This is a genomic window from Salinicoccus sp. Bachu38 (assembly GCF_038561955.2).
GTDB lineage: Bacteria > Bacillota > Bacilli > Staphylococcales > Salinicoccaceae > Salinicoccus > Salinicoccus bachuensis.
In genome coordinates this window covers 911,031-936,797 of sequence record NZ_CP138333.2, presented here as the reverse complement: position 1 = coordinate 936,797, position 25,767 = coordinate 911,031, and the positions used below count along the sequence as shown (strand labels likewise).

At 50.5% G+C, this 25,767-nt stretch carries 24 protein-coding genes; 7 read left to right on the top strand and 17 right to left on the bottom strand.

Features of this window, described 5'->3' with window-relative positions:
• Window positions 1-2 precede the first annotated feature (2 nt).
• Together coxB and cyoE are read right to left on the bottom strand one after the other, a co-directional pair.
• The gene (gene coxB, locus RQP18_RS04645; protein WP_342388996.1) at window positions 3-1,163 is read right to left on the bottom strand and encodes a cytochrome c oxidase subunit II; all 1,161 of its coding nucleotides are present in this window, start codon (window positions 1,161-1,163) and stop codon (window positions 3-5) included.
• A 30-nt stretch (window positions 1,164-1,193) separates the two neighbouring features.
• On the bottom strand, window positions 1,194-2,114 hold the full coding sequence (gene cyoE / locus RQP18_RS04640) for a heme o synthase (protein WP_342388995.1): 921 nt from the start codon (window positions 2,112-2,114) through the stop codon (window positions 1,194-1,196).
• 310 nt (window positions 2,115-2,424) lie between these two features.
• On the opposite strand from cyoE, the gene RQP18_RS04635 reads away from it, so the two are divergent.
• Window positions 2,425-3,318, top strand: coding sequence for a COX15/CtaA family protein (locus RQP18_RS04635; protein WP_342388994.1), 894 nt, complete (start codon window positions 2,425-2,427; stop codon window positions 3,316-3,318).
• 30 nt (window positions 3,319-3,348) lie between these two features.
• Here RQP18_RS04635 and RQP18_RS04630 read toward each other — a convergent pair whose 3' ends face one another.
• From RQP18_RS04630 to RQP18_RS04620, 3 genes are all read right to left on the bottom strand, one after another.
• The gene (locus tag RQP18_RS04630) at window positions 3,349-6,786 is read right to left on the bottom strand and encodes a pyruvate carboxylase (protein WP_342388993.1); all 3,438 of its coding nucleotides are present in this window, start codon (window positions 6,784-6,786) and stop codon (window positions 3,349-3,351) included.
• Between the two features lie 184 nt (window positions 6,787-6,970).
• On the bottom strand, window positions 6,971-8,161 hold the full coding sequence (locus tag RQP18_RS04625; protein ID WP_342388992.1) for an FtsW/RodA/SpoVE family cell cycle protein: 1,191 nt from the start codon (window positions 8,159-8,161) through the stop codon (window positions 6,971-6,973).
• 31 nt (window positions 8,162-8,192) lie between these two features.
• Window positions 8,193-8,492: a YlaN family protein gene (locus RQP18_RS04620; RefSeq protein ID WP_031548385.1), complete on the bottom strand. Its 300-nt coding sequence runs from the start codon at window positions 8,490-8,492 to the stop codon at window positions 8,193-8,195.
• 147 nt (window positions 8,493-8,639) lie between these two features.
• Between RQP18_RS04620 and RQP18_RS04615 the strand changes: the two genes are divergently transcribed.
• Entirely contained in the window at window positions 8,640-9,122 is a 483-nt protein-coding gene (locus tag RQP18_RS04615; protein ID WP_342388991.1) for a hypothetical protein, read from the top strand.
• A 51-nt stretch (window positions 9,123-9,173) separates the two neighbouring features.
• Here RQP18_RS04615 and RQP18_RS04610 read toward each other — a convergent pair whose 3' ends face one another.
• Both RQP18_RS04610 and typA read right to left on the bottom strand, forming a co-directional pair.
• A complete protein-coding gene (locus RQP18_RS04610) occupies window positions 9,174-9,503 on the bottom strand; it encodes a YlaH-like family protein (protein ID WP_342389367.1) in 330 nt (109 codons plus the stop codon).
• 24 nt (window positions 9,504-9,527) lie between these two features.
• On the bottom strand, window positions 9,528-11,372 hold the full coding sequence (gene typA / locus RQP18_RS04605; RefSeq protein WP_342388990.1) for a translational GTPase TypA: 1,845 nt from the start codon (window positions 11,370-11,372) through the stop codon (window positions 9,528-9,530).
• A 156-nt stretch (window positions 11,373-11,528) separates the two neighbouring features.
• On the opposite strand from typA, the gene RQP18_RS04600 reads away from it, so the two are divergent.
• The 3 genes from RQP18_RS04600 (at window position 11,529) to RQP18_RS04590 (ending at window position 12,782) form a co-directional block, all read left to right on the top strand.
• Complete coding sequence (locus RQP18_RS04600; protein ID WP_342388989.1) at window positions 11,529-11,720, top strand: DUF5325 family protein; 192 nt, start codon at window positions 11,529-11,531, stop codon at window positions 11,718-11,720.
• Window positions 11,721-11,886: 166 nt separating this feature from the next.
• Window positions 11,887-12,444, top strand: coding sequence for a hypothetical protein (locus RQP18_RS04595; protein ID WP_342388988.1), 558 nt, complete (start codon window positions 11,887-11,889; stop codon window positions 12,442-12,444).
• On the top strand, window positions 12,441-12,782 hold the full coding sequence (locus RQP18_RS04590) for a hypothetical protein (protein ID WP_373446133.1): 342 nt from the start codon (window positions 12,441-12,443) through the stop codon (window positions 12,780-12,782). Before RQP18_RS04595 ends, RQP18_RS04590 begins: the two co-directional genes overlap by 4 nt.
• On the opposite strand, the gene RQP18_RS04585 is transcribed toward RQP18_RS04590, so the two are convergent.
• The gene (locus RQP18_RS04585; protein ID WP_342388986.1) at window positions 12,755-13,570 is read right to left on the bottom strand and encodes an inositol monophosphatase family protein; all 816 of its coding nucleotides are present in this window, start codon (window positions 13,568-13,570) and stop codon (window positions 12,755-12,757) included. The two genes, RQP18_RS04590 and RQP18_RS04585, sit on opposite strands and share 28 nt — an antisense overlap.
• Window positions 13,571-13,646: 76 nt before the next feature.
• Here RQP18_RS04585 and RQP18_RS04580 point away from each other — a divergent pair, with 76 nt between their 5' ends.
• On the top strand, window positions 13,647-14,255 hold the full coding sequence (locus RQP18_RS04580) for a YktB family protein (RefSeq protein WP_342388984.1): 609 nt from the start codon (window positions 13,647-13,649) through the stop codon (window positions 14,253-14,255).
• Between the two features lie 95 nt (window positions 14,256-14,350).
• On the opposite strand, the gene ilvA is transcribed toward RQP18_RS04580, so the two are convergent.
• The 8 genes from ilvA to ilvB all read right to left on the bottom strand — a co-directional run bounded on the left by ilvA (window position 14,351) and on the right by ilvB (window position 23,435).
• Window positions 14,351-15,310: a threonine ammonia-lyase gene (ilvA, locus tag RQP18_RS04575; RefSeq protein ID WP_373446132.1), complete on the bottom strand. Its 960-nt coding sequence runs from the start codon at window positions 15,308-15,310 to the stop codon at window positions 14,351-14,353.
• Window positions 15,311-15,429: 119 nt separating this feature from the next.
• Complete coding sequence (gene leuD, locus RQP18_RS04570) at window positions 15,430-16,020, bottom strand: 3-isopropylmalate dehydratase small subunit (protein WP_342388982.1); 591 nt, start codon at window positions 16,018-16,020, stop codon at window positions 15,430-15,432.
• A gap of 11 nt (window positions 16,021-16,031) precedes the next feature.
• Window positions 16,032-17,441 (bottom strand): 3-isopropylmalate dehydratase large subunit, encoded by a 1,410-nt coding sequence (leuC, locus tag RQP18_RS04565; RefSeq protein WP_342388981.1) that lies wholly within the window; start codon window positions 17,439-17,441, stop codon window positions 16,032-16,034.
• A gap of 18 nt (window positions 17,442-17,459) precedes the next feature.
• The gene (gene leuB / locus RQP18_RS04560) at window positions 17,460-18,566 is read right to left on the bottom strand and encodes a 3-isopropylmalate dehydrogenase (RefSeq protein ID WP_342388980.1); all 1,107 of its coding nucleotides are present in this window, start codon (window positions 18,564-18,566) and stop codon (window positions 17,460-17,462) included.
• A 21-nt stretch (window positions 18,567-18,587) separates the two neighbouring features.
• Window positions 18,588-20,132, bottom strand: coding sequence for a 2-isopropylmalate synthase (locus tag RQP18_RS04555; RefSeq protein WP_342388979.1), 1,545 nt, complete (start codon window positions 20,130-20,132; stop codon window positions 18,588-18,590).
• Window positions 20,119-21,153, bottom strand: coding sequence for a ketol-acid reductoisomerase (gene ilvC / locus RQP18_RS04550; RefSeq protein ID WP_342388978.1), 1,035 nt, complete (start codon window positions 21,151-21,153; stop codon window positions 20,119-20,121). Before ilvC ends, RQP18_RS04555 begins: the two co-directional genes overlap by 14 nt.
• A gap of 45 nt (window positions 21,154-21,198) precedes the next feature.
• Window positions 21,199-21,714 carry an acetolactate synthase small subunit gene (ilvN, locus tag RQP18_RS04545; protein WP_342388977.1) on the bottom strand — a complete coding sequence of 172 codons (516 nt, stop codon included), beginning with the start codon at window positions 21,712-21,714 and terminating at the stop codon, window positions 21,199-21,201.
• Window positions 21,702-23,435 carry a biosynthetic-type acetolactate synthase large subunit gene (gene ilvB, locus RQP18_RS04540; protein WP_342388976.1) on the bottom strand — a complete coding sequence of 578 codons (1,734 nt, stop codon included), beginning with the start codon at window positions 23,433-23,435 and terminating at the stop codon, window positions 21,702-21,704. The genes ilvN and ilvB overlap by 13 nt, the downstream gene beginning before the upstream one ends.
• A 169-nt stretch (window positions 23,436-23,604) precedes the next feature.
• On the opposite strand from ilvB, the gene RQP18_RS04535 reads away from it, so the two are divergent.
• Entirely contained in the window at window positions 23,605-23,793 is a 189-nt protein-coding gene (locus RQP18_RS04535) for a hypothetical protein (protein ID WP_373446131.1), read from the top strand.
• Between the two features lie 246 nt (window positions 23,794-24,039).
• On the opposite strand, the gene ilvD is transcribed toward RQP18_RS04535, so the two are convergent.
• Window positions 24,040-25,743 carry a dihydroxy-acid dehydratase gene (ilvD, locus tag RQP18_RS04530; protein ID WP_342388975.1) on the bottom strand — a complete coding sequence of 568 codons (1,704 nt, stop codon included), beginning with the start codon at window positions 25,741-25,743 and terminating at the stop codon, window positions 24,040-24,042.
• Window positions 25,744-25,767: the final 24 nt, after the last annotated feature.

The following is a 25,767-nucleotide window of genomic DNA, read 5'->3' as shown; positions in this document are numbered from 1 at the left end:
TACTAGTTACCTCCTTCTTCAGATTCTGAGGATTCTTCTTCAGAACCTTCAGCGCCTTCTTCAGCGCTTTCCCTTAACGTTTCTACATCGCCTGCGCCTTCCTCGACCTTAAGTTCCATCAGGTAGGCAGCGACAGCGTCGATTTCCTCGTCTGTCAGGTCGTATTGACCTGTCATGTTGTTATCCGGTTTGTAGGATTCAGGATCCTTGATCCAGTTGACCAGGTTCTCCTCATTATGTTCCATATAGCCCGCAATCAGGTCACGGTCTCCGAAGTTCGTGAGGTTGGGACCTTGTGCACCTGCACCGTTTGGAGTGACTGCGTGACAGCCGATACATGAATTGTTGAAGATTTCCTGACCTTCTGCTGCATCTTCTGCAGATGCCTGTACAGGCTCTTCGATGTTCTTCATGTCTGCAAGCCACTGGTCATATTCCTCTTCAGGCAATGCTTTGACCTTGAAGTCCATCAGTGCGTGTGACGGGCCGCAGAGCTCCGCACATTTACCATAGAACAGACGGTTGGAATCCTGTGCATCTTCGTCATTGAATTCAAGGTAGAAACTGTTGATTCCATCGACGTTGGTATCCAGCTTGCCGCCGGCTGCAGGCACCCAGAATGAGTGTTTCACATCTGCGCCTTTGAGATTGAAGTATACTTTCTTGTCGGTAGGAACGACGAGTTCCTGTGAAGTGACGACTTCTTCATTCGGATATTCGAATTCCCACCAGTATTGGTTGGCCGTCACATTGATGACTGTCTCTTCGTTGTTCACTCCACCTTCTTCATTTTCCATCGCCTGGGTATCCGCCTGTTTGAATGTCAGGTAGATGGTTGGTACGGCGAGGATGATAAGTAAAAGAATCGGAATCGCAGTCCAGATTATTTCTAATGTATGGTTTCCGGCAACGTCCTTGGGCTCAAAATCTTCACCCAAGTTCTTTCTGCGACTTTTGACTACTGCTACAGTAAAGATGATGGAGACAACTATCACCACAAACACCATTATGATAATGGAAAGCAGCATCAGATTGAACTGTTCCTGTCCAACTTCACCAGCTGGCTTCAAAGTGCTGAGATGATTCTTGCCACAGCCTGAAGCAAATACAGCCAGGAGGGTGATGAGTCCAAGCCATTTGGCATTCATCCAACGATTTTTCATTTAAATAGACCTCTCTTTCATTCTTAAGCTTTAGAAATTCCCTAATAGACCAGCAACGATAATCATTACAAAGAATATAATAATGTAATTTAACGAGAAGACGAACACCTTGCCGGCATGACGGTTATCATCTTCGACCGGACGGAACTTGTTGAAAGAAATGACAAGCCATAGTATGTTCAATGCTGTTGCCAGAATCACGAACCATGTTCCAAGTTCCGTCATTATGATCGGGGTAAAGAGAAGCAGTGCCACCCAGAAGACAATTGATATTCTCGTGCGGTGATTCCCTTTCACGGAAGGAAGCATAGGCACTCCTGCCTCGCTGTATTCATCACTCCGCCTGATTGCCAATGCGTAGAAGTGTGGTGGTTGCCACAAGAACATTACGATGAACATCGCCCAGGCGAGAATATGAAGATTCGGGTCAATCACGGCCCAGCCGATAAGCGGCGGCATAGCTCCGGGAATTGCACCGATGATCGTATTCGACAGCAGATGGCGTTTCGCGAATATCGAGTAGACCACTGCATAGCCGAAAGCGGCAATCAGTCCCAATGTGCCGGCTGTCGGGTTGATTGAAAACAGCAGCATCTCTCCGATGATCAGAAAGCTGTAGCCGATCAGCAGGATATCCCGCCCGGAGAAAGTACCATCCACACTCGGCCTCGCCTGTTTCGACGCCATCACGGAATCGATATCGCGATCATAGTAGTTGTTCAGTGCTGCAACGCCGCCTATGACAAGCCCGGTTGCCACAACCATCATCAGCAGAAGTGGAACATTGGAGAAGAAAGATTGGTTGTGGTACATTACAGCAAGAAAACCTGCGGCAAAAGCCGGAATCAGGTTTGACTTGATGATACCATCCTTGACCAGTGTCTTCACTGCCTTGAAGGTGATTCCCTTACTGTCATGATGCACATCATTCCCATATACATCACTTTGCATCCATACGCCTCCTTTCACCACAAACACATTTACAAATAATAATAAATTAAAAATGACACATTTACTATACATTTCTGAAATAAAATCGTTACATTTTATATTGTTCAAAAATTGTTCATTAATGTGCCACAATCTCAATCCCCATGTGATTTATACTGGGAATAGTTGTTTGTTGTACATTTAGATTCTACCATATATTCAGGAATTGTTAAGGGTAATCCAGCATATTGATGATTGCCGGGACCCGTCCTTTCATATATATTGGTATTCTATGACTACATACAGTATAAGAACTATTGAGGTGTTACCATTGTATAAAAATTTAAAGATATTGGCCGTCATCACGACACTCATGATGATTTTCGTACAGATCGGTGGCGCCCTGGTAACCAAGACAGGTTCGGCGGATGGCTGCGGACAATCATGGCCCCTGTGCCATGGACAAGTCATCCCCAGTTCGTGGCCGATAGAAACCATAATCGAACTCGCCCACCGGGGCGTCTCGGGTCTGGCCATCATACTCGTCGGCGTGGTGAGCTGGCTTTCACTGAAGCTGCTCTCCCATAAGAAGGAAACGCGCTTTCTTGTCGCAATGAGCATCGGCTTCATACTCGCACAGGCGCTGATTGGTGCAGGGGCCGTCATGTGGGGACAGAATGATTTCATACTCGCTGCGCATTTCGGCATCTCACTGATCAGTTTTGCTGCTGTCTTCCTGCTTACACTGCTCGTATTCGAAGTCGACCAGAAGTTTGAAGCACAGGAGCTCATCATCAGACCCTATCTGAGGTATCACACGATATTTCTGACCATCTACATCTATCTCGTGGTCTACAGTGGCGCCCTTGTCAGACATACAGACTCCTCACTGGCCTGCCTGGACTGGCCGCATTGCGGCCCGGGCCAGTTGTGGGCAGGGAACTTCTACCAGTGGGTACAGATGAGCCACCGGGTGCTCGCAGGCCTCATCGTAATCTGGATCTTCATCATTCTGATCCATGTCCTTAAAAATTACAGCCAGTACAGGATACTGAGGTATGGCTGGATGATTGCATTCGTGCTCGTACTGCTGCAGGCGCTGACAGGCATGCTGAGTGTTCTTACACTCGTCAACATCTTCATTGCCCTGCTCCATGCACTGTTCATCACCCTGCTGTTCGGGCTGCTGTGCTACTTCATCCTCCTGCTGTCGAGAGCCAAATAAATAAACCCACACCAAGTGTGGGTTTATTTTTTATGCCTTTTCCACGGTCATCATGAGATCCATCGATTGGACCTTGTCGCCGGCATCCACAAATACTTCGGATACCTTTCCATCGAATGGCGCCTTGACCGAGTTCTCCATTTTCATGGCTTCGGTAATGATGATGACTTCGCCCTTCTTGAATGTGTCGCCCGCTTTGTACTTTATAGTACTCACCGTACCCGGCATCTGCGCGCCGATATCGCCGATTGCTGTCGGGTCCGCCTTTCTTAATCTTGCTGTTGCGGATTCGACACTTTCATCATTGATGTAGACTTTCCTAGGGAAGCCGTTCAGTTCGAAGTACATCCAACGGAAACCATCATCATGGACGTGTCCGATGGAAAGCAGATTGACGATCAGGGTCTTGCCCTTGTCAATCTCGATTTCAAGCACTTCGTTCTTTCTCATGCCGAAAAGGAATGTCGGTGTATCCAGCACTTCGACGTTGCCGAATTTGTTGTTCGTAGCGATGAATTCCTTGAACACTTTTGGATAGAGTGCATAGGACAGCACATCCTTGTCAGTGATCTTGTGTTCGCAGAATACCGACATCTCCTCTTTGAGTGCATCGAAATCGATCGGCTCGAGCACTTTTCCAGCACGCTCGGTCAATGGCTCACTGCCCTTCAGAACCACTTTCTGCAATTCTGTATTGAATCCTGTGACCGGTTTGCCGATTTCTCCCTTGAAGAAGCTCACAACGGAATCCGGGAAGTCCAGATGCTCGCCGCGTTCGATGACACTCTCTTCATCGAGGTCATTCTGCACCATGAACAGGGCCATGTCACCGACGACCTTGGAGGAAGGTGTCACTTTGACGATGTCGCCGAACAGCATGTTCACTTTCTGGTACATCTTCTTCACTTCACCATAGCGGTCTCCAAGACCGAGGGACTTCGCCTGGCTGAACAGATTGGAATACTGGCCACCCGGCATTTCATGCTTGTAGATTTCAGTATTCGGACTCTTGATGTCACTTTCGAAGTCCACATAGTACTTTCTGACATCCTCCCAATACTCGCTGAGGCGCTCCAGGCCGTCTATGTCGGCACGCACCTGGCGCTTCTGCCCACTCTGTGCATAGTAGAGGCTGTTGGCACTCGGCTGCGATGTCAGGCCGCTCAGTGCCCCAAGGGCGGTATCCACGACGTCCACCCCTGCTTCGATGGCCTTATGGTACATCAGCACACCATTTCCGCTTGTATCATGCGTATGGAGGTGGATCGGAATGTCCACCGTCGCCTTCAGCTCACCAATCAGTTCATATGCTGCCTGAGGTTTCAGGAGACCGGCCATATCCTTGATCGCCAGGATGTGAACACCTTCCGCCTCGAGTGCTTTCGCCATCTTCTTGTAGTATTCGATCGTATAGACATCGGAACGTTTCGGGTCAAGGATGTCCCCCGTATAGCAGATCGCACCTTCTGCCACCTTGCCCGTCTTCAGCACCGCTTCAATCGGCTGCTTCATCGCTTCCATCCAGTTGAGGGAATCGAATATCCTGAATACGTCGATGCCGGCATCAGCACTCTCCTGGACAAATTTTTCGACGACATTGTCCGGATAGTTCTTATAGCCGACCGCGTTGGATGCCCGAAGCAGCATCTGGAAGAGCACGTTCGGAATCTCCTTGCGGAGCACTTCGAGCCTTCTCCAAGGGTCCTCCTTCAGGAAGTTGTAGGCCACATCGAATGTCGCCCCGCCCCACATCTCAAGCGAGAAGGCATCTTTGAGGTCATGGGCCGTATAAGGTGCAATCTTCTTCATGTCATAGGTACGGATACGTGTAGTCAGAAGGGACTGGTGCGCGTCACGCATCGTCGTATCTGTAATCAGTGCATCATCCTGTGCCTTCAGCCATTTCGACAGGCCTTCCGGACCTTCGCGTTCGAGTATCTGCTTCGTCCCGTCTTCGATGACCGGTTCATAGTCCGGCATTCTTGGCGGATCGAAATGCGGCTTCTGACGCTTCTCGACACCCGGGAAGCCGTTTACTGTAATTGTGGAAATGTATTCCAGCGTCTTCGTTCCCCGGTCCTTCGGCTTCTCGAATTCGAACAGGGAAGGTGTCGTATCGATGAACTTCGTCGAATAGTCGCCTTTTTGGAAATCCTTGTCACTGATGACATTGGTCAGGAACTGGAGGTTTGTCTTGATGCCGCGGATACGCATCTCCTTCAGGCTCCGGATCATCTTTTCATTCGCATCCTTGTATGTCAGGCCATGGGTCGACAGTTTTACAAGCAGGGAATCATAGTACGGGGAGATGACCGCGCCCTGGAAGCCGTCTCCGGCATCCAGGCGGACGCCGAAGCCGCCGCTTGAACGGTAGGCCATGATTTCACCCGTGTCCGGCATGAAGTCGTTCAAAGGATCTTCCGTCGTGATACGGCACTGTACCGCATAGCCCATCAGAGGGACATTCTCCTGCTGCGGCAGATTGATGACTTCACCGAACAGCGTATTGCCGTCGGCAATCTGGATCTGCGTCTTTACAATGTCGATGCCAGTGACCATCTCGGTGATCGTGTGCTCGACCTGTACACGCGGATTGACTTCGATGAAGAAGAATTCATCATTCGCCACCAGGAACTCGACCGTGCCTGCATTGACATATCCGACCTGCTGGGCCATGTCCTTGGCCGCTTCGCAGATTTCCAGGCGCAGTTCATCGGAGAGTCCCACGGAAGGTGCAACCTCAACCACTTTCTGATGACGTCTCTGCACTGAACAGTCACGCTCATAGAGGTGAAGGATGTTCCCTTCGGTATCTCCGAGGATCTGGACTTCTATATGCTTAGGCCTGTCGATGAACTTCTCGAGATACACCTCACTGTTGCCGAATGATTTGGATGCCTCACTTTTCGCACGATCGTAGCTGTCCCTGAGGTCGTCCTCCTCATCGACGATGCGCATGCCCTTGCCGCCACCGCCGGAAATGGCTTTGATGATGATCGGAAATCCATGCTTTTCAATGAATGCCTCCACTTCCTCGAATGACTGGACCGCCCCATCCGTGCCGGGAATGACGGGCAGACCTGTAGAAACTGCCGTCTCACGGGCCTTCACCTTGTCTCCGAACATGTCCAGATGGCGCAGTTCAGGACCGATGAAGATGATGCCCTCCTCTTCGCAGCGTCTTGCGAATTCCATATTTTCACTCAGGAAACCGTAACCTGGATGGATTGCGTCCACTCCTGCGTTCTTCGCGACCTTGATGATCGCTTCTATATTCAAGTAGCTTTCCGTCGGTGAAAGGTCTTCGCCGACAAGGTAAGCTTCATCTGCTTTATATCTATGTAAAGCACCTTTGTCTTCATTACTATAGATCGCCACAGTCGTAATATCGAGCTCTGTACACGCCCGGAAAATGCGGATTGCGATTTCTCCCCTGTTGGCGACGAGCAACTTATTGATCTTATTCATAGTGTTCCTCCTTTGCTATAATTATCAATTATAATAAATATTCAAAAAATATACAATAATATTAATAATTAAAATGCTTATTCATACTTTATGAAGGAATCTGAAAATGATTTCCGTATGTTCTGAGGGATGCAAAATGGAGGGGCTCGGACATTGAAAAAACCGGGTATCAGAGATACCCGGTTCACGTACGGCCCAATGCTTTTGATTTTTTGACATGTTTGGCTGCGATGATCAGCAGACCGACAGCAATCGAGATGCTCAGGAATGACGAGCCGCCATAGCTGAGCAGTGGCAATGGCACCCCTGTAAGCGGAATGAGTTTCGAAATGCCACCCAGGTTTATGAAGAGCTGGAAGGAGATGTATATGGCCACACCGATGCAGATCAGCCGATAGAACATGTCCTGTGAAACTGCTGCATACCTGAGTGCCTTGATGACGATGATGAGGTACAGGCACAGTATGAAGACCACACCGATCAGTCCCAGTTCTTCGGCGATGACGGCAAATATGAAATCGGTGTGCGGCTCCGGCAGATAGCCGAGCTTCATCACCCCGTTGCCAAGGCCGTTACCGAATACGCCGCCATGGGAAATGGAGACCAGCGCATTGGTCAGCTGGTAGCCGGTTCCCGTCGGGTCATTGAAGGGATGCAGGAACGTATCGATACGGGCCTGCTGGTGCGGGGAAAGGATGCTTCCTTTGATCAGGTAGATGATGATCCCCACTGCACCGGCAGCGACTGCCAGAGCGCCCCCGACTTTGGCGAGGAACCGGATCGAAATGCCGGAATAGATGAATATGCCGGCAATGATGCCTGTGATGACAAGACCTGTGCCAAAGTCATTGGAAATGACGATCATTGTACAGAATCCGATGAAGGCAAGGGGTACGAGATGCCCCCCTTCCAGCTGCTTCAGTCGGTCCTTTTTGCGGTCGTATATATAGGACAGGTAAAGGATCGTCACAATCTTGAAGAACTCGGAAGTCTGGAAGTTGAACCCCGCCAGGCGGATCCAGTTCCGCTCACCGTTCACCTCGGTGCCGAAGAATGCCGTGAAGACGAGAAGGATGAAGATCCCTCCCGTCGCGGCAATCTGGAAGTACTTGTTCCTCAGGAATTCACCCGACATGAAGTACGCCATGATGAACACGACGGTGAAGCCGAGGAATATGGAGACCAGCTGCCGTATGTAGAAATGTTCCGGATTTCCTCCGGTGATGCCCGTGCTTCTTGACGCCATCACCATGCTGGCACTGTAGATCATGACAAGTCCGATCAGACTGAGCAGTACATATGTAATCACAATGGTGAAATCGACATATCTCGAATATGTCCTTACGTAATTAAAGAAATCTTTTATAAATGACAAAGAACCGCCTCATTTAAAAAAAGTCTAAAGATCACATTTCTTTAGACTCGAATTTTTCATCTTCCATATATGCATCGTGTACTTTGGATACTTCCTTTTCCAGTTTCTCCAGAAGCGCACGCCCATCTTCCGGGTCGATCAGGCCAAGCCTGGCAGCAAAATGAACTTCTTTAGAAAGCCCAAACATCTGTGTGTCCAATACTTCTTCATAGACTGGGCATTGGGGCATCGTCAAATTGTCCATCTGCACTTTGATCAGCTGGACTATCTTTTCTGCATCTTTCTCCAGCTGCTCATAAGCCTGTTTACTCAATTCATCTAATGTGGACACGAAATAACCCCTTTCTATAAACTCTCTATAAAATTTTATATCACCGACCGTAAAAAAGCAAGCAAAGACAAGCGTATGAAAACAGCAAAGAGGATTTATTTATCATATATAAGTCTGTTATAATTACGGGGTAAGGAGAGAATAAATATGATTATACAGATTATGGGTAACGTGCGTTTTCAAATCACACTCGATCCATCCACCTGGATCTTCGATGACCGTAAAGAGGAACTTGACAAGGTACTGGCCAACGACGGCGATGAAGAACAGATTGAGTTTTCCGACTCCAGGGAGTGGAGCAGGCAGATCATAGAGGGCACGACAAAGCCGCCTACACTGAAGTCGGAAAAGAAATTCAAGAAGCAGGAACTGCTTGATGGCACTTTCGTCATCTGCCTGAAGCCATTCCTTGAATATACGGAGCCCGAGCGTGGCGAAGACGCCATGATCACCTTCACACATGATGGGAACACAACGATCCTTCCATACAACCAGCGGCATAAGTTCTATGCGCATTTCAGCCAGGACGGCAAGCGGCTGTATGATGACGGATTCATTGACGTACTCGTCATCGGCGACGGGGAAATCGAAGAACGGCTCGAACATGTCAGCGGCATCGCATTTGAATAGTCGTCCCGCACAAAAATAAGCTGCTCATCCGGAGGATGAGCAGCTTATTTTCTATTTTTCGGAAGTTTTGATGTTTCCAGCCTTGCGTTCCTGATGGAGTCTGAATCGATACAGCGCCAGAAAGATGGCTGCGACGACCAGGCTTTCCGCCACTGGCAGAAATGCACCGAAGAATGTCAGCATCACACAGCCGAAAAACATGACGATGTAAATGATCACGTTCTGCCACAGCTTGATTTTGCGGGCAAAGCCAAGGTTATAGACGATGATGGAAAGGACGAATATGGTCAGGAACAGATACCACATCCCCGCCTGGGGATTGGTATCCAGACCGAATATCCTGCCAAAGAACGTCAGGCGTTCCGTAACATTTACACTCATCAGATCAGGGAGAAACAATTAGACTCACTCCGCTTCAAGTTTAAACTTTTCTTTCTTCTGTGATTTTTCTCTTTCGCTCTTGCCGAGGATCTTCTTTCTGAGACGGACGGTTTCAGGCGTCACTTCCACCAGCTCATCCTCATTGATGAATTCAAGCGCCTCTTCAAGTGTCAAAGAGCGCGGTTTTTTCATCGTAGTGGTCTGTTCCTTCGTTGCAGAACGGATGTTGTTTGCCGCCTTCACCTTGGTGATGTTGACTGTAAGGTCATTGTCCCTGGAGTTTTCTCCGACGATCATGCCTTCGTAGACTTCTGTCCCCGGTTCCATGAAGTTCGTGCCACGCCCCTCAAGCTGCAGGATCGAATAGGTCGATGCCGCCCCCTTGTCGATGGAGACGAGCACACCATTGCGTCTGCCGCCGATGCGCTCCCGGATGACAGGCCTGTAGTCCTCGAATGTATGGTTCAGTATACCATATCCCCTTGTCATGGACATGAACTCGGTACGGTAACCGATCAGGCCGCGTGCAGGTACATGGAAGATGATGCGTGTCTGGCCATTGCCCGTATTGGACATGTCGACCATTTCACCTTTGCGCTGCCCAAGGGACTCAATGACGCTGCCGGTATTCTCTTCAGGCACATCAATCTGGACACGTTCGAAAGGCTCGCACTTCACACCATCGACTTCCTTGATGATGACCTCAGGCTTGGACACCTGCAGCTCAAATCCTTCACGTCTCAGGTTTTCGATCAGTATGGACAGGTGGAGTTCGCCCCTGCCTGAGACTTTCCATGCATCCGGCTGATCCGTCGGATCCACTTTCAACGAAACGTCCGTTTCAAGCTGCTGTTCGAGTCTCTCTTCAATCTTGCGTGCAGTGACATATTTACCTTCCTTGCCCGCAAACGGTGAATTGTTCACAGAGAAGGTCATCTGCAGCGTCGGTTCATCGATGTGGAGGACCGGCAGGGCTTCCGGCGTATCCACCGGCGTGACCGTCTCTCCCACGTTGATGTCCTCCATGCCGCTCAGTGCGATGAGGTCGCCCGCTTTGGCATAGTCGATGTCGACGCGGTTCAGACCGAAGTAACCGAACATTTTGGTTACCCTGAAATTCTTGACTGTACCGTCGATCTTGATCAGTGAAACCTGATCGCCGACTTTCATCTCACCCCTGAAGACACGGCCGATGCCGATTCTTCCGACATAGTCATTGTAGTCGAGGAGTGCTACCTGGAACTGGAGTGGCTCACTGCTGTTGTCAACAGGTGCCGGGACATGTTCGATGATCATTTCGAAGATCGACTCCATGTTCTCATCCTGCTGATCCATCTCGAGGCTCGCTGTACCATTGATGGCAGAAGCATAGGCAACCGGGAATTCCAGCTGTTCATCATTGGCATCAAGCTCGATGAAGAGCTCCAGCACTTCGTCGATGACCGATTCCGGACGGGCAGTGTCCTTGTCAATCTTATTGACGACAACGAGTGGTTTCAAGTCCTGTTCCAGTGCCTTTTTCAGTACGAAGCGCGTCTGCGGCATCGTCCCTTCATAGGCATCCACGACGAGGATGACACCATCCACCATTTTCATGATACGCTCGACTTCACCACCGAAGTCGGCATGTCCTGGTGTATCCAGGATATTGATTCTTGTATCTTTATAGGCAAGTGCTGTATTTTTTGCGAGGATCGTAATCCCGCGTTCACGTTCAATATCGTTTGAATCCATTGCACGTTCTGCGACATGCTCATTTTCCCTGAACATGCCAGATTGCTTGAGCAGTTCATCCACCAATGTCGTTTTTCCGTGGTCAACGTGCGCAATGATTGCGATATTACGGATATCATTTCTTAAATTCATCAAGACTTTCCCTTCGTTTTTAGAATCGCTATTTCACAACCTGTTTATTATAACATGAAACCCGTGTGTTTTTCCACTATGTATTCCACAGCCCGGGTGTAATATGGCGCCGTTTATGGTATAATGGCGCAAACATGACTTTCGAAAGGATCGTAGCCCATGGAACCAAAAAGATCTAAAGCCATATTTGGTGTACTTGCTGTGCTTGCAGTCCTGATGATGATCGCATTTTCCGTCTTCATCGCTGAAGCGATGCCGCTTATGGCAGTCGTCTCCGTCCTCGTATTCATTGCGATATTTGGCACAGGCTTCACCCTGAAGAAGAAATATCGGGAAAACGGCTGGCTATAGGACTGCAGATTTCAGATAGTTGCGCAATCGAAGCAGGATAAATGGGGAACAATATTCCAATTCTCCGTTTTATCCTGTTTTTTCATGTCATTTTTCCGATTTCGGTACTTTGACCTGCAGCTTCCGATGTTCGACAATGAAGGCATCAAACCAAAGGAGATGCGCCATGAGAGAGAAGCCCGACCGATTGAAAGTCTACGAATTCCTATATAACAGACTGCCGTTTTCGGACGATGAAACAAACGAATATGAAGCGATGCAGAGGACGGAGAAACTGGAAGCGCAGTTCGAACACCACCTGATGAAAATAAAGACGACAAACATGCGTATCCACTGGCACGCCGAGGTGCTCGTCGACAGGAAGGCCGAAATAGTGAACGTCCTGATCGTGACCGACTACTGCTACTATCTGTTCATACTTCATGATCTTGAAGGCGAGCATTACATCAATCCGTTCAACATCCTGTGCAGCAGCAACCACGAAGCAGTCCTCGATCTTAACCGCAGCAGGCAGATATTTGAAATGTTCCGTGACCAGCTGATTGATGCCGGCACATATCAGCGTCCCATCATATTAAAGTATGTCATGATGAACGATGGGTTCCAGTTGAAGGGGAAACGGTCGGACCTTTTTCTTGAAGAACGTAATCTGCCCTACTATCTGAAAGCCATCGAACATTCCGCCGTAATCAGAAAAAAGAACCATCGCCCCGCCTCGACATGATGCTCAAGGTGCGGGTGCCCCTTTCCATCAATGCCGGAAACTTCCGCCGGGGCATAAAATGCAGACGGTGCCATGCCTTCGGTTGGCAGACCATCGGAGGCAGTATAGGAAAATGCGATGTCTGTGGGCAGGTCGAAGCGGTCCAGATCATCGCCAGGGACTATTTCACACAGTTCGACCGACTGTTCCCGGGAGAGAACTACAAGCGCCGGGACATCATCGACCATCTGCGGATTTCCGTTTCGGAGTATACTCTGCAAAAAATAATACGGTCCAACTTCAAGAAGCTGGACCATAAAGAGAGAATCTATTATTTTTCACCATGCGCGCGCCTGTGAGCTGCAATGAACGATTCATCGGAATCGAAATATTCCACAAGCTCTCCATGCAGCGCCCGGTTTCCTGCCAATATGCTATCCTTTTTCAATATATCGATCTCTTCACCCAGCAGATTCGTCGTTCTGCCCCCGACTTCCGAAATGATGATCATTCCCGCAGCATAGTCCCATGGGTGCAGGCGATAGAAGAGTGTCGCACTTACTATCCCTGTTGCGGTGAATGCCAAATCGAGTGCCGCAGATCCGTATGAGCGTGTACTGCGTGCTTCTTTGACTACTTTTGTGAAGGCCGGTCCGATTTCATCCTTGATCACCCAATTTGAATTCAGGCTGACGAGGGAATGGGCAAGGTCGGTATCCTCGAGCGGTGCCAGCCGGATGTCATCCTTGAATGCCCCCTCCCCTGCCTTCGCGTGATAGAGATGGTCATTCATTACATCGAGTATCATTCCGCAATGCGGTCTGCCATCTATATAGACGCCGATTGAAACTGCAAAGTTCTGAAGCTGATGCACAAAATTCAATGTCCCGTCAATCGGATCCACGATCCAGAGAACCCCTTCGGTATCTTCGATATCCGTGCCATGCCCTTCCTCACCGATGATATGGTGATCAGGGTATTTTTCCAGTATACGGTCGTATATATATGTTTCAGTCTCGCGGTCCACGTCCGTCACAAGATCATTCGGATTCAATTTTGCATCTATACGGAAATCCTTTTTCATGCGCAGCCGGACGAAATCTCCAGCCTCCCTTATCAAACGTTGTCCAAACTCGTATATTTCCATTGCATCCACCCCAAATAATTGATTGACATCATTACTTATTCTATCATAGAAGTAGTGATTTGAAAGGAGTAGTAAAATGCCCAAGTACCATTTTACCAAAGACGATTTTAAAGTATTCGATATCGAAGGCCTCGAACCGAGAATGGACGCACTCAAGACAACCATCCGGCCGAAGCTCGAGAACCTCGGGGAATACTTCAGCGAGTACCTGACAGAGATCACCGGCGATGAGCATTTCGCACACGTTGCCAAGCATGCAAGGCGCAAGGTCAATCCACCGGACGATACGTGGGTGAGCTTCAGCACCAATCCGAAAGGATACAAGATGATGCCCCATTTCCAGATCGGCCTTTTTGGCGACCATGCATTCTGCATGTATGGCATCATCTATGAATCTCCCGAGAAGGCCGCAGTCGCGGAAAGATGGCTCGACCAGATCGAAGAGATCCGTTCCATACCCGAGGATTATGTCGTCTCCCTCAACCATATGAGGCCGGAGAAGACACCACTCAGGGAGATGAGCGAGGAAGATCTTGAATCAGCGCTCATAAGATTGCGGGACGTCAAAAAGGGCGAGTTCCTCGTCGGCAAGAAATACCTGCCTTCAAACAGTGTGCTCACCCGTGACGACATTTTCATCAAAGAGCTCGAAACTGTCCTCCAGGAGCTCGTCCGTCTATATTAGAGTGTAGCAGAACAGTATATCGGCATAAAACAACCCGTCATCTCTCCAGATGACGGGTTTAACTCAATCATTCCCAAAAACACTGCAGATTCCAATTACAATACCAGGGTCTTGTTGGACTTTTCGGGTTTCAACTGATTTGCGAGCGACTGGACATGGGCAATCTTGCCGATGTCGAAATTGCCGCCGCTGACGATTACTCCACAATGTCTGGAATCTATCTGATCATTATGTGACAATAATCCCGCCAATGCAGCTGCACCAGCACCTTCGACCAATGTCTTGCCACGTTCGAGCATAGTGACCATGGCGTTTGCAATTTCTGCTTCGCTCACTGTAACCACATCATCGACATAATGCTGGATGATCGGGAGTGTCTTTTCGCCCGGCTGCTTTACGGCTATGCCTTCTGCAATGGTGGAGACCTTGTCCAGCTTTTCCACGACGCCCTGGTGATATGCAGTGTGCATCGCCGCAGCAGATGCTGCCTGTACACCGATCACCTTGATATCCGGATCCAGGGATTTCGCTGCGACTGCGATGCCACTGATGAGTCCGCCGCCGCCGATCGGTACGATGATCGTATCGATCCTGCTTTCCTGCTCCAGCATTTCGAGGGCCATCGTTCCCTGTCCGGCCATGATGTCATAATCGTCGAAAGGATGGACAAAAGTTGCACCGCATTTTTTCTGATGTTCAAGTGATGCTTCGTAGGCCTCCTGGAAACTTTCTCCTGTAAGTACGACATTGGCGCCATACCCTCTCGTTGCCTGGACTTTCGCTTCAGGTGTCGACTCAGCCATGTAGATCGTCGCTTTTACTCCGAGCTTATGGGCTGCCAAAGCCAGTCCCTGTGCATGATTGCCCGCAGAGGCGGTGATTACCCCGCATGCCAGCTGTTCCTGCGTCAGACGCATGAGTTTGTAGCTTGCTCCCCTGAATTTGAAGGCACCGGTCTTCTGCTGGTTCTCCATTTTGAAATAGACATTTTTCTTTGTGCGCTGGTCCAATGTAGCTGACGTACGTAACGGTGTGTGATGGACAATATGATCCAAACGCTTCCAGGCGTCATGGACTAATCCACCAGTTAGGAAATCCCCATGTGGTCACACTCCTTGAATGATTTATTTGGATGTAATCTATGTTTTTGATTAATCCCTGTTCTGATGAGGATTCAGGCTCTCGCAGCCTGCTTCTCCTCGTATTCCCTGATCTTGTCGTCGAGCAGCAGTGTCAGTGCGATGTCGTCCCATCCGTTCAGGAGCTTCTCCTTATGGTAGGACGGAATATCGAATGGGACACGCTTTCCATCATCTGAAATCGTCTGGTTTTCAAGGTCGACATGCAGGTGGAATGTACCATCCTTCGCCTGCTCCATCCATTCTTCAATCTGTCCTTCATCCGCCTTGATCAGGATGATGCCGTTCTTGAATGCATTGTTGTAGAATATATCGGCAAAACTTGGTGCAATAATGACCTTGAAGCCGAAATCGAGCAGCGCCCAGGGTGCATGCTCCCTGGAGGAGCCGCACCCAAAGTTTTCTCCGGCGATAAGAATGGATGCATCATTGTAGCGTGGGCTGTCCAGTTCGAAATCCGGCTTTGGATTTCCATCGTCATCAAAGCGCCAGTTGTGGAAGACGAACTGGCCGAAACCCGTCCGTTCCACACGCTTCAGAAATTGCTTGGGGATGATCTGGTCCGTATCCACATTGCTGCGGTCAAGCGGGAAGACCTTCCCAGTATGTTCTTTGATCGCTTCCATCTGCTCTCCTCCTAACTCGGCACTCCGGCCTGGAATTTTCTGACGTCTGTAAAATTGCCTTCTATTGCAGCCACTGCTGCCATTTCCGGACTGACAAGGTGGGTGCGTGCACCGCTTCCCTGCCGTCCCTCGAAGTTCCGGTTGGAAGTGGAGGCGCAACGTCCTCCGGCCGGCACGACATCATCATTCATCGCAAGGCACATGCTGCATCCGGATTCCCGCCATTCGAAACCGGCATCCTTGAATATTTCATCAATGCCAAGCTCTTCCGCCTGAAGTTTGACGCTGAATGAACCCGGAACGACGATTGCCCGCACGCCATCCTTCACCTTGTGTCCTTTGACGATGTTCGCGGCATTCACCAGATCGGGGAGCCTTGAATTCGTACAGGAACCGATGAATACGTGATCGACTTCGATTGAAGTGATCGGCTGGTTCTCCTCGAGCCCCATGTACTGGAGGGCCCGGCTGACTTCATCCTTGTTGTCGACTGAATCGACAGAAGGTGTCATGCCACTGATCGGGACGACCATGCTCGGGTTCGTTCCCCATGATACCTGCGGTTCAACTTCCTCTGCGTCGATTTCAAGCGTCATATCGTATTCGGCATCTTCGTCCGAAGCCAGTTCGAGCCACTCGGCTGCCTTACGGTCGAAGGCTTCACCTTCCGGTACATATTCCCGGCCGCGTAAAAATTCTACGGTCGTTTCATCGGGGCTGATCAGCCCTGCACGTGCACCGCCTTCGATCGACATGTTGCAGACGGTCATCCGTCCTTCCATCGACAGGTTCCGGATCGCTTCTCCGGTATACTCGATGACATGGCCGGTCCCGAATTTGACGCCGAATTTTGCGATGATGGCAAGGATAAGATCCTTTGCCGTCACTCCGGCAGGCAGATTGCCGTTGACCTTGACGTTCATCGTCTTAGGGCGGCTCTGCATCAATGTCTGTGTCGCCAGTACATGCTCGACTTCACTTGTGCCGATGCCGAAAGCGAGTGCTCCAAAAGCACCATGTGTAGAGGTATGGCTGTCTCCGCACACGATCGTCTTGCCCGGCTGGGTCAGACCGAGCTGAGGCCCGATGACGTGTACGATGCCCTGGTCCGGGTGGTGCATGTCAGCAAGTGTGATGCCGAACTCCTCACAGTTCCTCCTCAATGTCTCCATCTGAGTTTTGGAGATTTCATCCTTGATGACTTCCCTGTTCCTCGTCGGAACATTGTGGTCCATAGTGGCATATGTCAGATCCGGACGCCGCACTTTGCGGTTTTTGAGCCTGAGTCCTTCAAATGCCTGGGGAGAAGTCACTTCGTGCACAAGATGCTGATCGATATAGATCAGGTCCGGCTTCTCTTCCTGGCTATGGACAACGTGAGTTTCCCAGATTTTTTCAATTACTGTTTTTCCTTTTCCCATATCCGACACACCTTTTCCTTACATATAAGAGCTGCAGATTGCATTTGAAATACTTTTCGTGGACAGATTGTCAATGATCCGTTTGACCATCTCATCCGTCCCGACGACCTTGCCGCCTTTTACGTCAAGATCGCGTGTATGATACCCATCTTCGAGACATTCTGTGACGGCCCGTTCAATCTCGGCCGCCTCCTCTTCCATTCCGAATGAATACTTGAGCATCATCGCGGTGGAGAGAATCATGCCGAGCGGATTGACTATGCCTTCCCCGGCAATATCCGGCGCCGATCCATGGACCGGTTCGTAGAGGCCGACACCATCTGTACGCAGGCTTGCTGAGGGCAGCATTCCGAGCGAACCGGTGAGTACGGAGGCCTCATCACTGAGAATGTCGCCAAACAGGTTTTCAGTGACGATGACATCGAACTGCTTCGGGTTTGTGATCAGTTTCATTGCTGCCGAATCGACGAGCTGGTGTTCCACCGTCACATCCGGATAGTCCTTCGCCTTTTCATCGACGACTTCCCTCCACATGCGGCTCGATTCAAGGACATTCGCCTTATCGACGGATGTCAGCTTGCCACTCCTCATCCGGGCAGCTTCGAAACCTTTCTCCACGATCCGTTCGATTTCGCTCCGGGTATAGCGCAGCGTATCGACGACTTCTTCACCATCGGCACTCCGTCCGCTCGGCTTCCCGAAATAAAGGCCTCCGGTCAGTTCACGGACAATGAGGATGTCGCAGCCATCGACAAGCTCGGTTTTGAGTGGAGAGGCATGGACAAGTGGGCCGAACCCCTGCACCGGCCGCAGGTTCGCGAAAAGGCCAAGCGACTTGCGGATGCCGAGCAGCCCTTTTTCAGGCCTTTTGCCAGCAGGCATACCGTCCCATTTCGGACCGCCTACAGCTCCGAGGAGTATCGCATCCGCGTTCTTGCACGCTTTGACCGTATCCTCCGGCAATGGTGTGTCATATCGGTCGATGGCGTCGCCGCCTATCGCATGTTCATGGACGATGAATTCATGATTGTATTCACTTGCTATGGCGTTCAGTACTGCTTTTGCGCCTTCCATGATCTCCCGACCAACCCCGTCACCGGGTAACAGGATCACTTGCTTTCTCATTTTGAACCCCTCCATCTCACTTTATCTATTAACTACCTCTTCTTTTTCTGCCTGGGTTTTCAGGATGTACCTGTTGACCGCATTGATATATGCATTTGCCGAAGCTTCGATGACATCCTGTGCCGTGCCCCGTCCATTGACCGTCTCGCCTTCAACAGAGAGCTGTACATGGGATTCTGCAAGTGCATCCTTTCCGCCGCCGACCGAATTGATCTGATAGTCTAGCAGTTTCTGGTCGTAGTTGATCAGTTCGGAAATGGTACGGTACAGTGCTTCGACACTGCCATTTCCCGTAGCGGCCGTCTGGACAGTCTCACCGTCCGGAGTGTTGAGTGCCACTGTGGCAGTTGTGATATTCTGTGTTCCATAATTGACCTGGAATGTCTCAAGCGTATATTTGTTCATGGCGGACTGATCCGTCTTGACCTCCATGATCAGTGTATAGATGTCGTCATCCGTCACTTCCCGCTTATGGTCGGTGAGCGTCTTGAAATTCTTGAACGCCGACTTGACTTCATCATCCGTCATTTCCACACCGAAGGCCTTGACCTTGTCCTTGAATGCATGACGGCCAGAGTGCTTGCCCATGAACAGTGTGTTGGATGACACGCCCACAAGCTCTGGTGTGATGATTTCATATGTCTCGGCATTCTTCAGCACGCCATCCTGATGGATTCCGGATTCGTGTGCATATGCATTTCGGCCGACAATCGCCTTGTTCGCCTGCACATACATGCCGGTAAGTTTCGCTACGAGGTCACTGGAGCGTTTGATTTCATTGAGCTTCAGGCCTGTTTCGTAATTGTAGCGGTCGCTGCGTATTTTCAGCGCAATCGCAACTTCCTCAAGTGCCACATTCCCTGCACGCTCGCCGATGCCATTGATGGTACCTTCGACCTGGGTCGCGCCATTCTCAATGGCGGCAATCGTATTGGCTGCAGCCATCCCAAGGTCGTTATGGCAGTGGCATGACAGGTCGACGCGATTGATGTTCGGAATGTTTTCCTTCATATACTTGAACATCTTTCCGTATTCATCGGGCGTCGTGTAGCCTACCGTATCCGGAAGGTTGACGACCGTCGCCCCTGCATCGATGACCTGCTCGATCACCTGTGCCAAAAACGGCCACTCCGACCGGGTCGCGTCTTCTGCGGACCATTCCACTTCCTCGAACTTCTCCTTTGCATACTTCACCATGTCCACCGACTGCTGGATCACCTGTTCCGGTGTCATCTTCAGCTTGTATGTCATATGGATCGGGGACGTTGCCAGGAAAATATGGATTCTTGGGTGGGGTGTATTTTTCAAAGCCTCATAGGCACGATCGATATCCTCTACTCTCGTCCGGGCAAGTGCTGTTACTGAAACATTACTGATAGTATCCGCAATCAGCTTGACTGCTTGGAAGTCACCTTCGGAGGCGGCTGGAAAGCCGGCCTCCATGACATCCACGCCAAGGCGCTCAAGCTGCTTTGCGATTTCAAGTTTCTCCATCTTATTCAGATTCACGCCTGGGGATTGCTCCCCATCCCGAAGGGTCGTATCAAATATCCTAATTCGTGACATGGACTTTCCCTTCTTTCTTTTTGTCATTGACAGGCTGCTTGACGAATGGCATCAGATCACGCAGGTCCTGTCCGACTTTTGTAATCGGATGGTTGTATTCGTTATTGTTGATTGCATTGAACTGTGGACGTCCCGCCTGGTTTTCAAGGATCCAGCCTTTGGCGAACTTGCCGTTCTGGATCTCTGTCAGAACGTCTTTCATGCGTGCCTTCGTTTCATCATTCACGACGCGTGGTCCGGATACGAAGTCACCCCACTGTGCAGTGTCGGAGATGGAATATCTCATGTTCTCCATGCCGCCTTCATACATGAGGTCGACGATGAGCTTCATTTCATGCAGACACTCGAAGTACGCCACTTCAGGCTGGTATCCGGCTTCCGTCAATGTTTCGAATCCTGCTTTTACGAGGCTTGTCAGACCACCGCATAATACAGCCTGTTCTCCGAAGAGATCCGTTTCAGTCTCTTCCTGGAATGAAGTCTCAAGCACCCCTGCTCTTGCAGCACCGATGCCCGCAGCGTATGCCATAGCAACATCGGTCGCTTTGCCGGAGACATCCTGGAAGATGCCGTATAGTGCTGGCACGCCGGCTTCCTCTTCATACGTTCTTCTTACGAGGTGGCCAGGTCCTTTTGGAGCGACAAGGAATACGTCGACATCTTCTCTTGGCACCACCTGGTTGAAGTGGATGTTGAACCCATGTGCGAAAGCGAGGGCACTGTTCGGTTTCATGTTGTCCTTGATGCTTTCTTCATATACCTTCGGCTGATTTTCATCCGGCAGCAGCACCATTGTGACATCCGCTTCAGCGACTGCATCAGCAACTGCCTTCACTTCGAAACCATCCTCTTTGGCCTTGTCATGGGATTTCCCTGGTCTGAGTCCGACTACGACCTCGTATCCGCTGTCACGCAAGTTCTGGGCGTGTGCATGTCCTTGGGAGCCGTAGCCGACGATTGCGATTTTCTTTCCTTGGAGCGCCTCTTTGTTGATGTCTTTGTCATAGAATACTTTAGTCATTATAATCTTCCTCTCATTTGTGTGAATTTATTTTTTGTTTTAATGCTATACGCTTAGTGTGAACTCCTGGACCTGCCTGGGCTGCTTTCCTCGAGGGAAAGCCGTCACCCCTGTCCGTGTCATGTCCTTGATGCCGTACGGATGGAGCAGATCGATGAGTGCCTCGATCTTATCCGGTTTGCCTGTCACTTCTATCACCAGGCTGTCCCTCGATACATCCAGGACGCGTGCCCTGAACGGTTCGATGACTCCTTGGATCTCTGCCCGGGAGGCACTTGTACTGCCCACCTTGATCAGTGCAAGTTCCCTTTGGACAATGGCCTTTTCGGTGATGTCATTTACTTTCAATACATCGATCTGCTTATTCAGCTGCTTTGTGAGCTGTTCGATCTTGTTTGCATCCGGTATTTCCACTACGAAGGTCATCTTGGATATTCCTTCTATTTCGGTTGTGCCGACTGTGATGCTTTCTATATTGAAAGCCCGCTTCGACAGCATGCCGGTAATCCTGTTCAGCACGCCACTCGAGTTCTGGACGGTGGCTGTAATTATTCTTCGCATTGTTTCACCCCTATCATTTCATGGTTTCCCTTGCCCGGAGCGACCATCGGGAATACTTTGTCGAGCTTCTGCACTCTGGCATCCACAAGCACCGGGCCGTCATGCTGGAAGACCTCCTTGATGACGGACGGTACATCGGTTTCCTTTGAAACCCGGATGCCCTTGACCCCGAAGCCTTCAGCAAGTTTGATGAAATCCGGATTCTCGGTCATCAGTGAAGCGGAGTAGCGTTCCTCATAAAACTTCTCCTGCCACTGCCTCACCATGCCAAGTGCTTCATTGTTGACGATGATGACCTTGATCGGCAGGTTATGCTGCTTGACGACCGCCATCTCCTGCATGGTCATCTGGAAGCCGCCATCTCCGACAATGGCTACCACCGTCTCTTCCGGGCGGCCAAGCTGTGCGCCGATTGCCGCCGGAAGGCCGAAGCCCATCGTGCCGAGCCCGCCGGACGTCACCCATTTGTGCGGCGAATTGAACTGGTAGAACTGTGCCGCCCACATCTGGTGCTGACCGACATCCGTTGTGACGATCGCATGCCCGTCCGTTTCGCGGTGGACCGATTCGATCAGCCATTGGGGTGAAATCAGATCATCGGACCGTTCGAACCAGAATGGGTACTCCTTCTTATTGTTCATCGTTTCCTCACTCCAGCTGGAATGGTCTGTGCATTCGATATCGATATCGAGCAATGCCGTCAATGCTTCCTTGGCATCACCGACTACCGGGATCTTCGTCTCGATGTTCTTGCCGATTTCAGCAGGATCTATATCGATATGTGCGACTGCCGCTTCCGGTGCAAAGTGCTGTATGGCACCTGTCAGCCGGTCATCAAACCTTGCACCGATGTTGATCAGCAGGTCGGCTTCATAGATGGCCATGTTCGCACTGTAGGAGCCGTGCATTCCGGCCATGCCGAGCGCCTGTTCGTGCCCTCCCGGGAAGCTGCCAAGTCCGAGCAGTGTCGTCGTGACCGGCAGTTCGAACTTTTCGGCGAAAGCCTTGAGTTCCTCAGAAGCATCTGCAAAATGGACACCTGCACCGGCAAGAAGTACCGGTTTCTTCGCTTTCGCAAGCGCTTCGGCGAGTCTTCTGATCTGCAGCGGATTCGGCTTGACCGTCGGCTGGTATCCCGGAAGATGGAATGAAGTATCGAATGTCTTGTCCGTGATCTCCTGGGCGATGTTCTTCGGAATATCGACGACAACCGGTCCCGGCCGGCCTGTCGTAGCGATGTGGAACGCTTCTCTGGTTATCCGCGGCAGGTCCTTGATATCCGTCACCTGATAATTATGCTTCGTTATCGGAGTTGTCAGGCCGATTACATCCGCTTCCTGGAAAGCATCGGAGCCGATGACTGCAGTTGACACCTGTCCGGTGAATACGACGACCGGCAGTGAATCCATCATTGCGTCCGTGATGCCTGTAATCAGGTTGGTTGCCCCCGGTCCTGAAGTGGCAATGACGACACCAGGTTTGCCTGTTACCCTTGCGTAGCCTTCAGCAGCATGGATGAGGCCCTGTTCGTGCCTGCATAGAATATGCTGAAACGGAGCATCCGCCCGATATAGTGCATCATAGATCGGCAGCACTGCCCCACCAGGATAGCCGAATACTGTGTCCACCTTCTCTTCAACAAGTGACTGGACGAAAAGGTCAGCCCCGGTCCTCAGTTTCTGTTCAACTGGTTGTGTGTGCGTTTCAGTTTGTGTTTTCATTACCACTTACCTCCTTGTAAATCTTGAGCAAGATCATCTGTATTTGCTTCTGTTATAAAAAAATAGCCCTTTTCCCCCACGTTCTACTCCCAGTCGGACTGCGAGCATGTCATGGGGCGAAAAGAGCTATTTCACGGTACCACCCAGTTTTGCATGCTTCTTGCGAAGCATGCCTTATGGACTTATAAAAAAGTCCGTTTTGGTAACGGGTGTCATCCACCCGGCCGAGCCTACTCAATCTTTCAGTCCGGCACTCAGGGTCGAGATAGAAGAAAGCGTCAATCCCGGTTTCCAGCATCCCGGGTCTCTGGTAATCGACTTGTCTTTCATCTACGTTCCCCTCGTCGTTTTTCTGTGATTTATATTTATCTGACATTTCTGATATGTGATATTGAAAGTAATCTTATAACGTTTGAAGAAAGAAATCAACCACCTGTTTCTAAATAATTTTAAATTATCTAATATTTCTGAAAATGTAAACGGTTACATTACTGTCATGTCAAGGTTTCTAAAAATAAAATATTTTTTCTGATTTATTTCTAATTGCCCCATATATGCCTCAAAATAAAAAATGCACGGCATGATTATGCCGTGCATGCATGTTCTATTTGGTGAGGTAATCCGTCACTGCACCTTCTGAGGAACAGGTTACATTGTGCGCATATTTGCCGAGCACACCTTTTTTGTAGAGGGGCGGCGCTTCCCACTCGCCACGGCGCCTGTCCATCTCTTCTTCGGATACATCACAGGATATCTCCTTCTTCGTGGAGTCGATCGTCACCATATCCCCTTCCTTGAGGAAAGCGATCGGTCCCCCACTTTGCGCTTCAGGTGAAATGTGGCCGACGACGAGCCCGTGCGTGCCTCCGGAGAAGCGGCCGTCTGTGAGCAGTGCGACCTTCTCGCCGAGACCTTTGCCGACGAGGAGGCTGGAAATGGAGAGCATCTCCGGCATGCCCGGCCCGCCCTTCGGTCCGACATAGCGGATTACGAGGACGTCCCCTTCATTGATTTCATTGGCCAATACGGCATCGGACGCCTCCTTCTCATTGTCGAACACCCTGGCCGGGCCTTCATGACGGGCAACTTTCACACCGGAGACCTTCGCCACTGCACCTGTCGGTGACAGGTTTCCTTTCAGGACGATGAGCGGGCCATCGGCACGTTTGGGATTGTCGAACGGCATGATGACATCCTGACCATCCACAAGATCCTCCACTTCTTCAAGATTTTCAGCCACTGTCTTGCCGGTCACCGTGATGCAGTCCCCATGGAGATAACCTTCCCTATGCAGCATCTTCATGACGCCCTGCACGCCGCCAGCCTTGTAGAGGTCCTGCATGACATAGCGGCCGCTCGGTTTCAGGTCTGCCAGGTGCGGCACCTTCTCCTGGATGCGGTTGAAATCGTCGATTGTCAGATCCACTTCCGCCGCATGCGCGATGGCGAGGAGGTGCAGAATCGCATTCGTCGATCCGCCCAGTGCCATGACGACTGTGATGGCATTCTCAAATGCCTTCTCGGTCATGATGTCCTTCGGATAGATGCCTTCCTCGAGCAGCTTGTAGACCGCTTCACCCGCAGCTTTGACATCTTCAGCTTTCGCCTGTGATTCGGCCGGATTTGATGCACTGCCGGGCAGGCTCAGACCGAGCGCCTCCATTGCCGATGCCATGGTGTTGGCAGTATACATTCCGCCACATGCTCCAGCTCCTGGGCATGCATTGCATTCGATCTGGTTCAGTTCCTTTTCATCGATTTCACCAGCGTTCAGCTTGCCGACGCCTTCAAAAACGCTGACCAGGTCGATGTCGCGGCCTCTATGCTGGCCCGGTGCAATTGTGCCACCATAGACGAATACCGCCGGCACTTCCGCATTGGCGATCGCAATCGCACAGCCCGGGATGTTCTTGTCGCATGCACCGATGGCCACAAGTCCATCCAGATTCTCGGCCCCTACGACCGTTTCGATGGAGTCGGCGATCAGGTCGCGTGATGGCAGGGAATAGCGCATGCCCTGCGTCCCCATGGAAATCCCATCTGACACGGTGATCGTGTTGAACTGGAGCGGCACGCCGCCCGCTTCTGCCGCGCCCGCCTTCGCCTCTTTTGCGAGGTCGTTCAGATGGAGGTTGCATGGTGTCACCTCGGCCCATGTGCTGGCGATGCCGATCTGCGGCTTTGTGAAGCTTTCATCTGTCAGTCCGACAGCACGGAGCATTGCCCTGTTCGGTGCCTTTACGTCACTTTCCGTATACACTTTGCTTTTGATGCGAAGATCCTTTTTAGTCTTTCCTTCTGTTGACATTCAAAAACCACCTTTCATGATTAT

Bases quoted from the DNA above. Each gene is read 5' to 3' on its own strand.
- coxB (WP_342388996.1), bottom strand. From the start codon at position 1,163: ATGAAAAATCGTTGGATGAATGCCAAATGGCTTGGACTCATCACCCTC.
- cyoE (WP_342388995.1), bottom strand. From the start codon at position 2,114: ATGCAAAGTGATGTATATGGGAATGATGTGCATCATGACAGTAAGGGA.
- RQP18_RS04630 (WP_342388993.1), bottom strand. From the start codon at position 6,786: ATGAATAAGATCAATAAGTTGCTCGTCGCCAACAGGGGAGAAATCGCA.
- RQP18_RS04615 (WP_342388991.1), top strand. From the start codon at position 8,640: ATGATTATACAGATTATGGGTAACGTGCGTTTTCAAATCACACTCGAT.
- RQP18_RS04610 (WP_342389367.1), bottom strand. From the start codon at position 9,503: ATGAGTGTAAATGTTACGGAACGCCTGACGTTCTTTGGCAGGATATTC.
- RQP18_RS04600 (WP_342388989.1), top strand. From the start codon at position 11,529: ATGGAACCAAAAAGATCTAAAGCCATATTTGGTGTACTTGCTGTGCTT.
- RQP18_RS04595 (WP_342388988.1), top strand. From the start codon at position 11,887: ATGAGAGAGAAGCCCGACCGATTGAAAGTCTACGAATTCCTATATAAC.
- RQP18_RS04590 (WP_373446133.1), top strand. From the start codon at position 12,441: ATGATGCTCAAGGTGCGGGTGCCCCTTTCCATCAATGCCGGAAACTTC.
- RQP18_RS04585 (WP_342388986.1), bottom strand. From the start codon at position 13,570: ATGGAAATATACGAGTTTGGACAACGTTTGATAAGGGAGGCTGGAGAT.
- RQP18_RS04580 (WP_342388984.1), top strand. From the start codon at position 13,647: ATGCCCAAGTACCATTTTACCAAAGACGATTTTAAAGTATTCGATATC.
- leuD (WP_342388982.1), bottom strand. From the start codon at position 16,020: ATGGAAGCGATCAAAGAACATACTGGGAAGGTCTTCCCGCTTGACCGC.
- leuC (WP_342388981.1), bottom strand. From the start codon at position 17,441: ATGGGAAAAGGAAAAACAGTAATTGAAAAAATCTGGGAAACTCACGTT.
- leuB (WP_342388980.1), bottom strand. From the start codon at position 18,566: ATGAGAAAGCAAGTGATCCTGTTACCCGGTGACGGGGTTGGTCGGGAG.
- RQP18_RS04555 (WP_342388979.1), bottom strand. From the start codon at position 20,132: ATGTCACGAATTAGGATATTTGATACGACCCTTCGGGATGGGGAGCAA.
- ilvC (WP_342388978.1), bottom strand. From the start codon at position 21,153: ATGACTAAAGTATTCTATGACAAAGACATCAACAAAGAGGCGCTCCAA.
- ilvN (WP_342388977.1), bottom strand. From the start codon at position 21,714: ATGCGAAGAATAATTACAGCCACCGTCCAGAACTCGAGTGGCGTGCTG.
- ilvB (WP_342388976.1), bottom strand. From the start codon at position 23,435: ATGAAAACACAAACTGAAACGCACACACAACCAGTTGAACAGAAACTG.
- RQP18_RS04535 (WP_373446131.1), top strand. From the start codon at position 23,605: ATGCCTTATGGACTTATAAAAAAGTCCGTTTTGGTAACGGGTGTCATC.
- ilvD (WP_342388975.1), bottom strand. From the start codon at position 25,743: ATGTCAACAGAAGGAAAGACTAAAAAGGATCTTCGCATCAAAAGCAAA.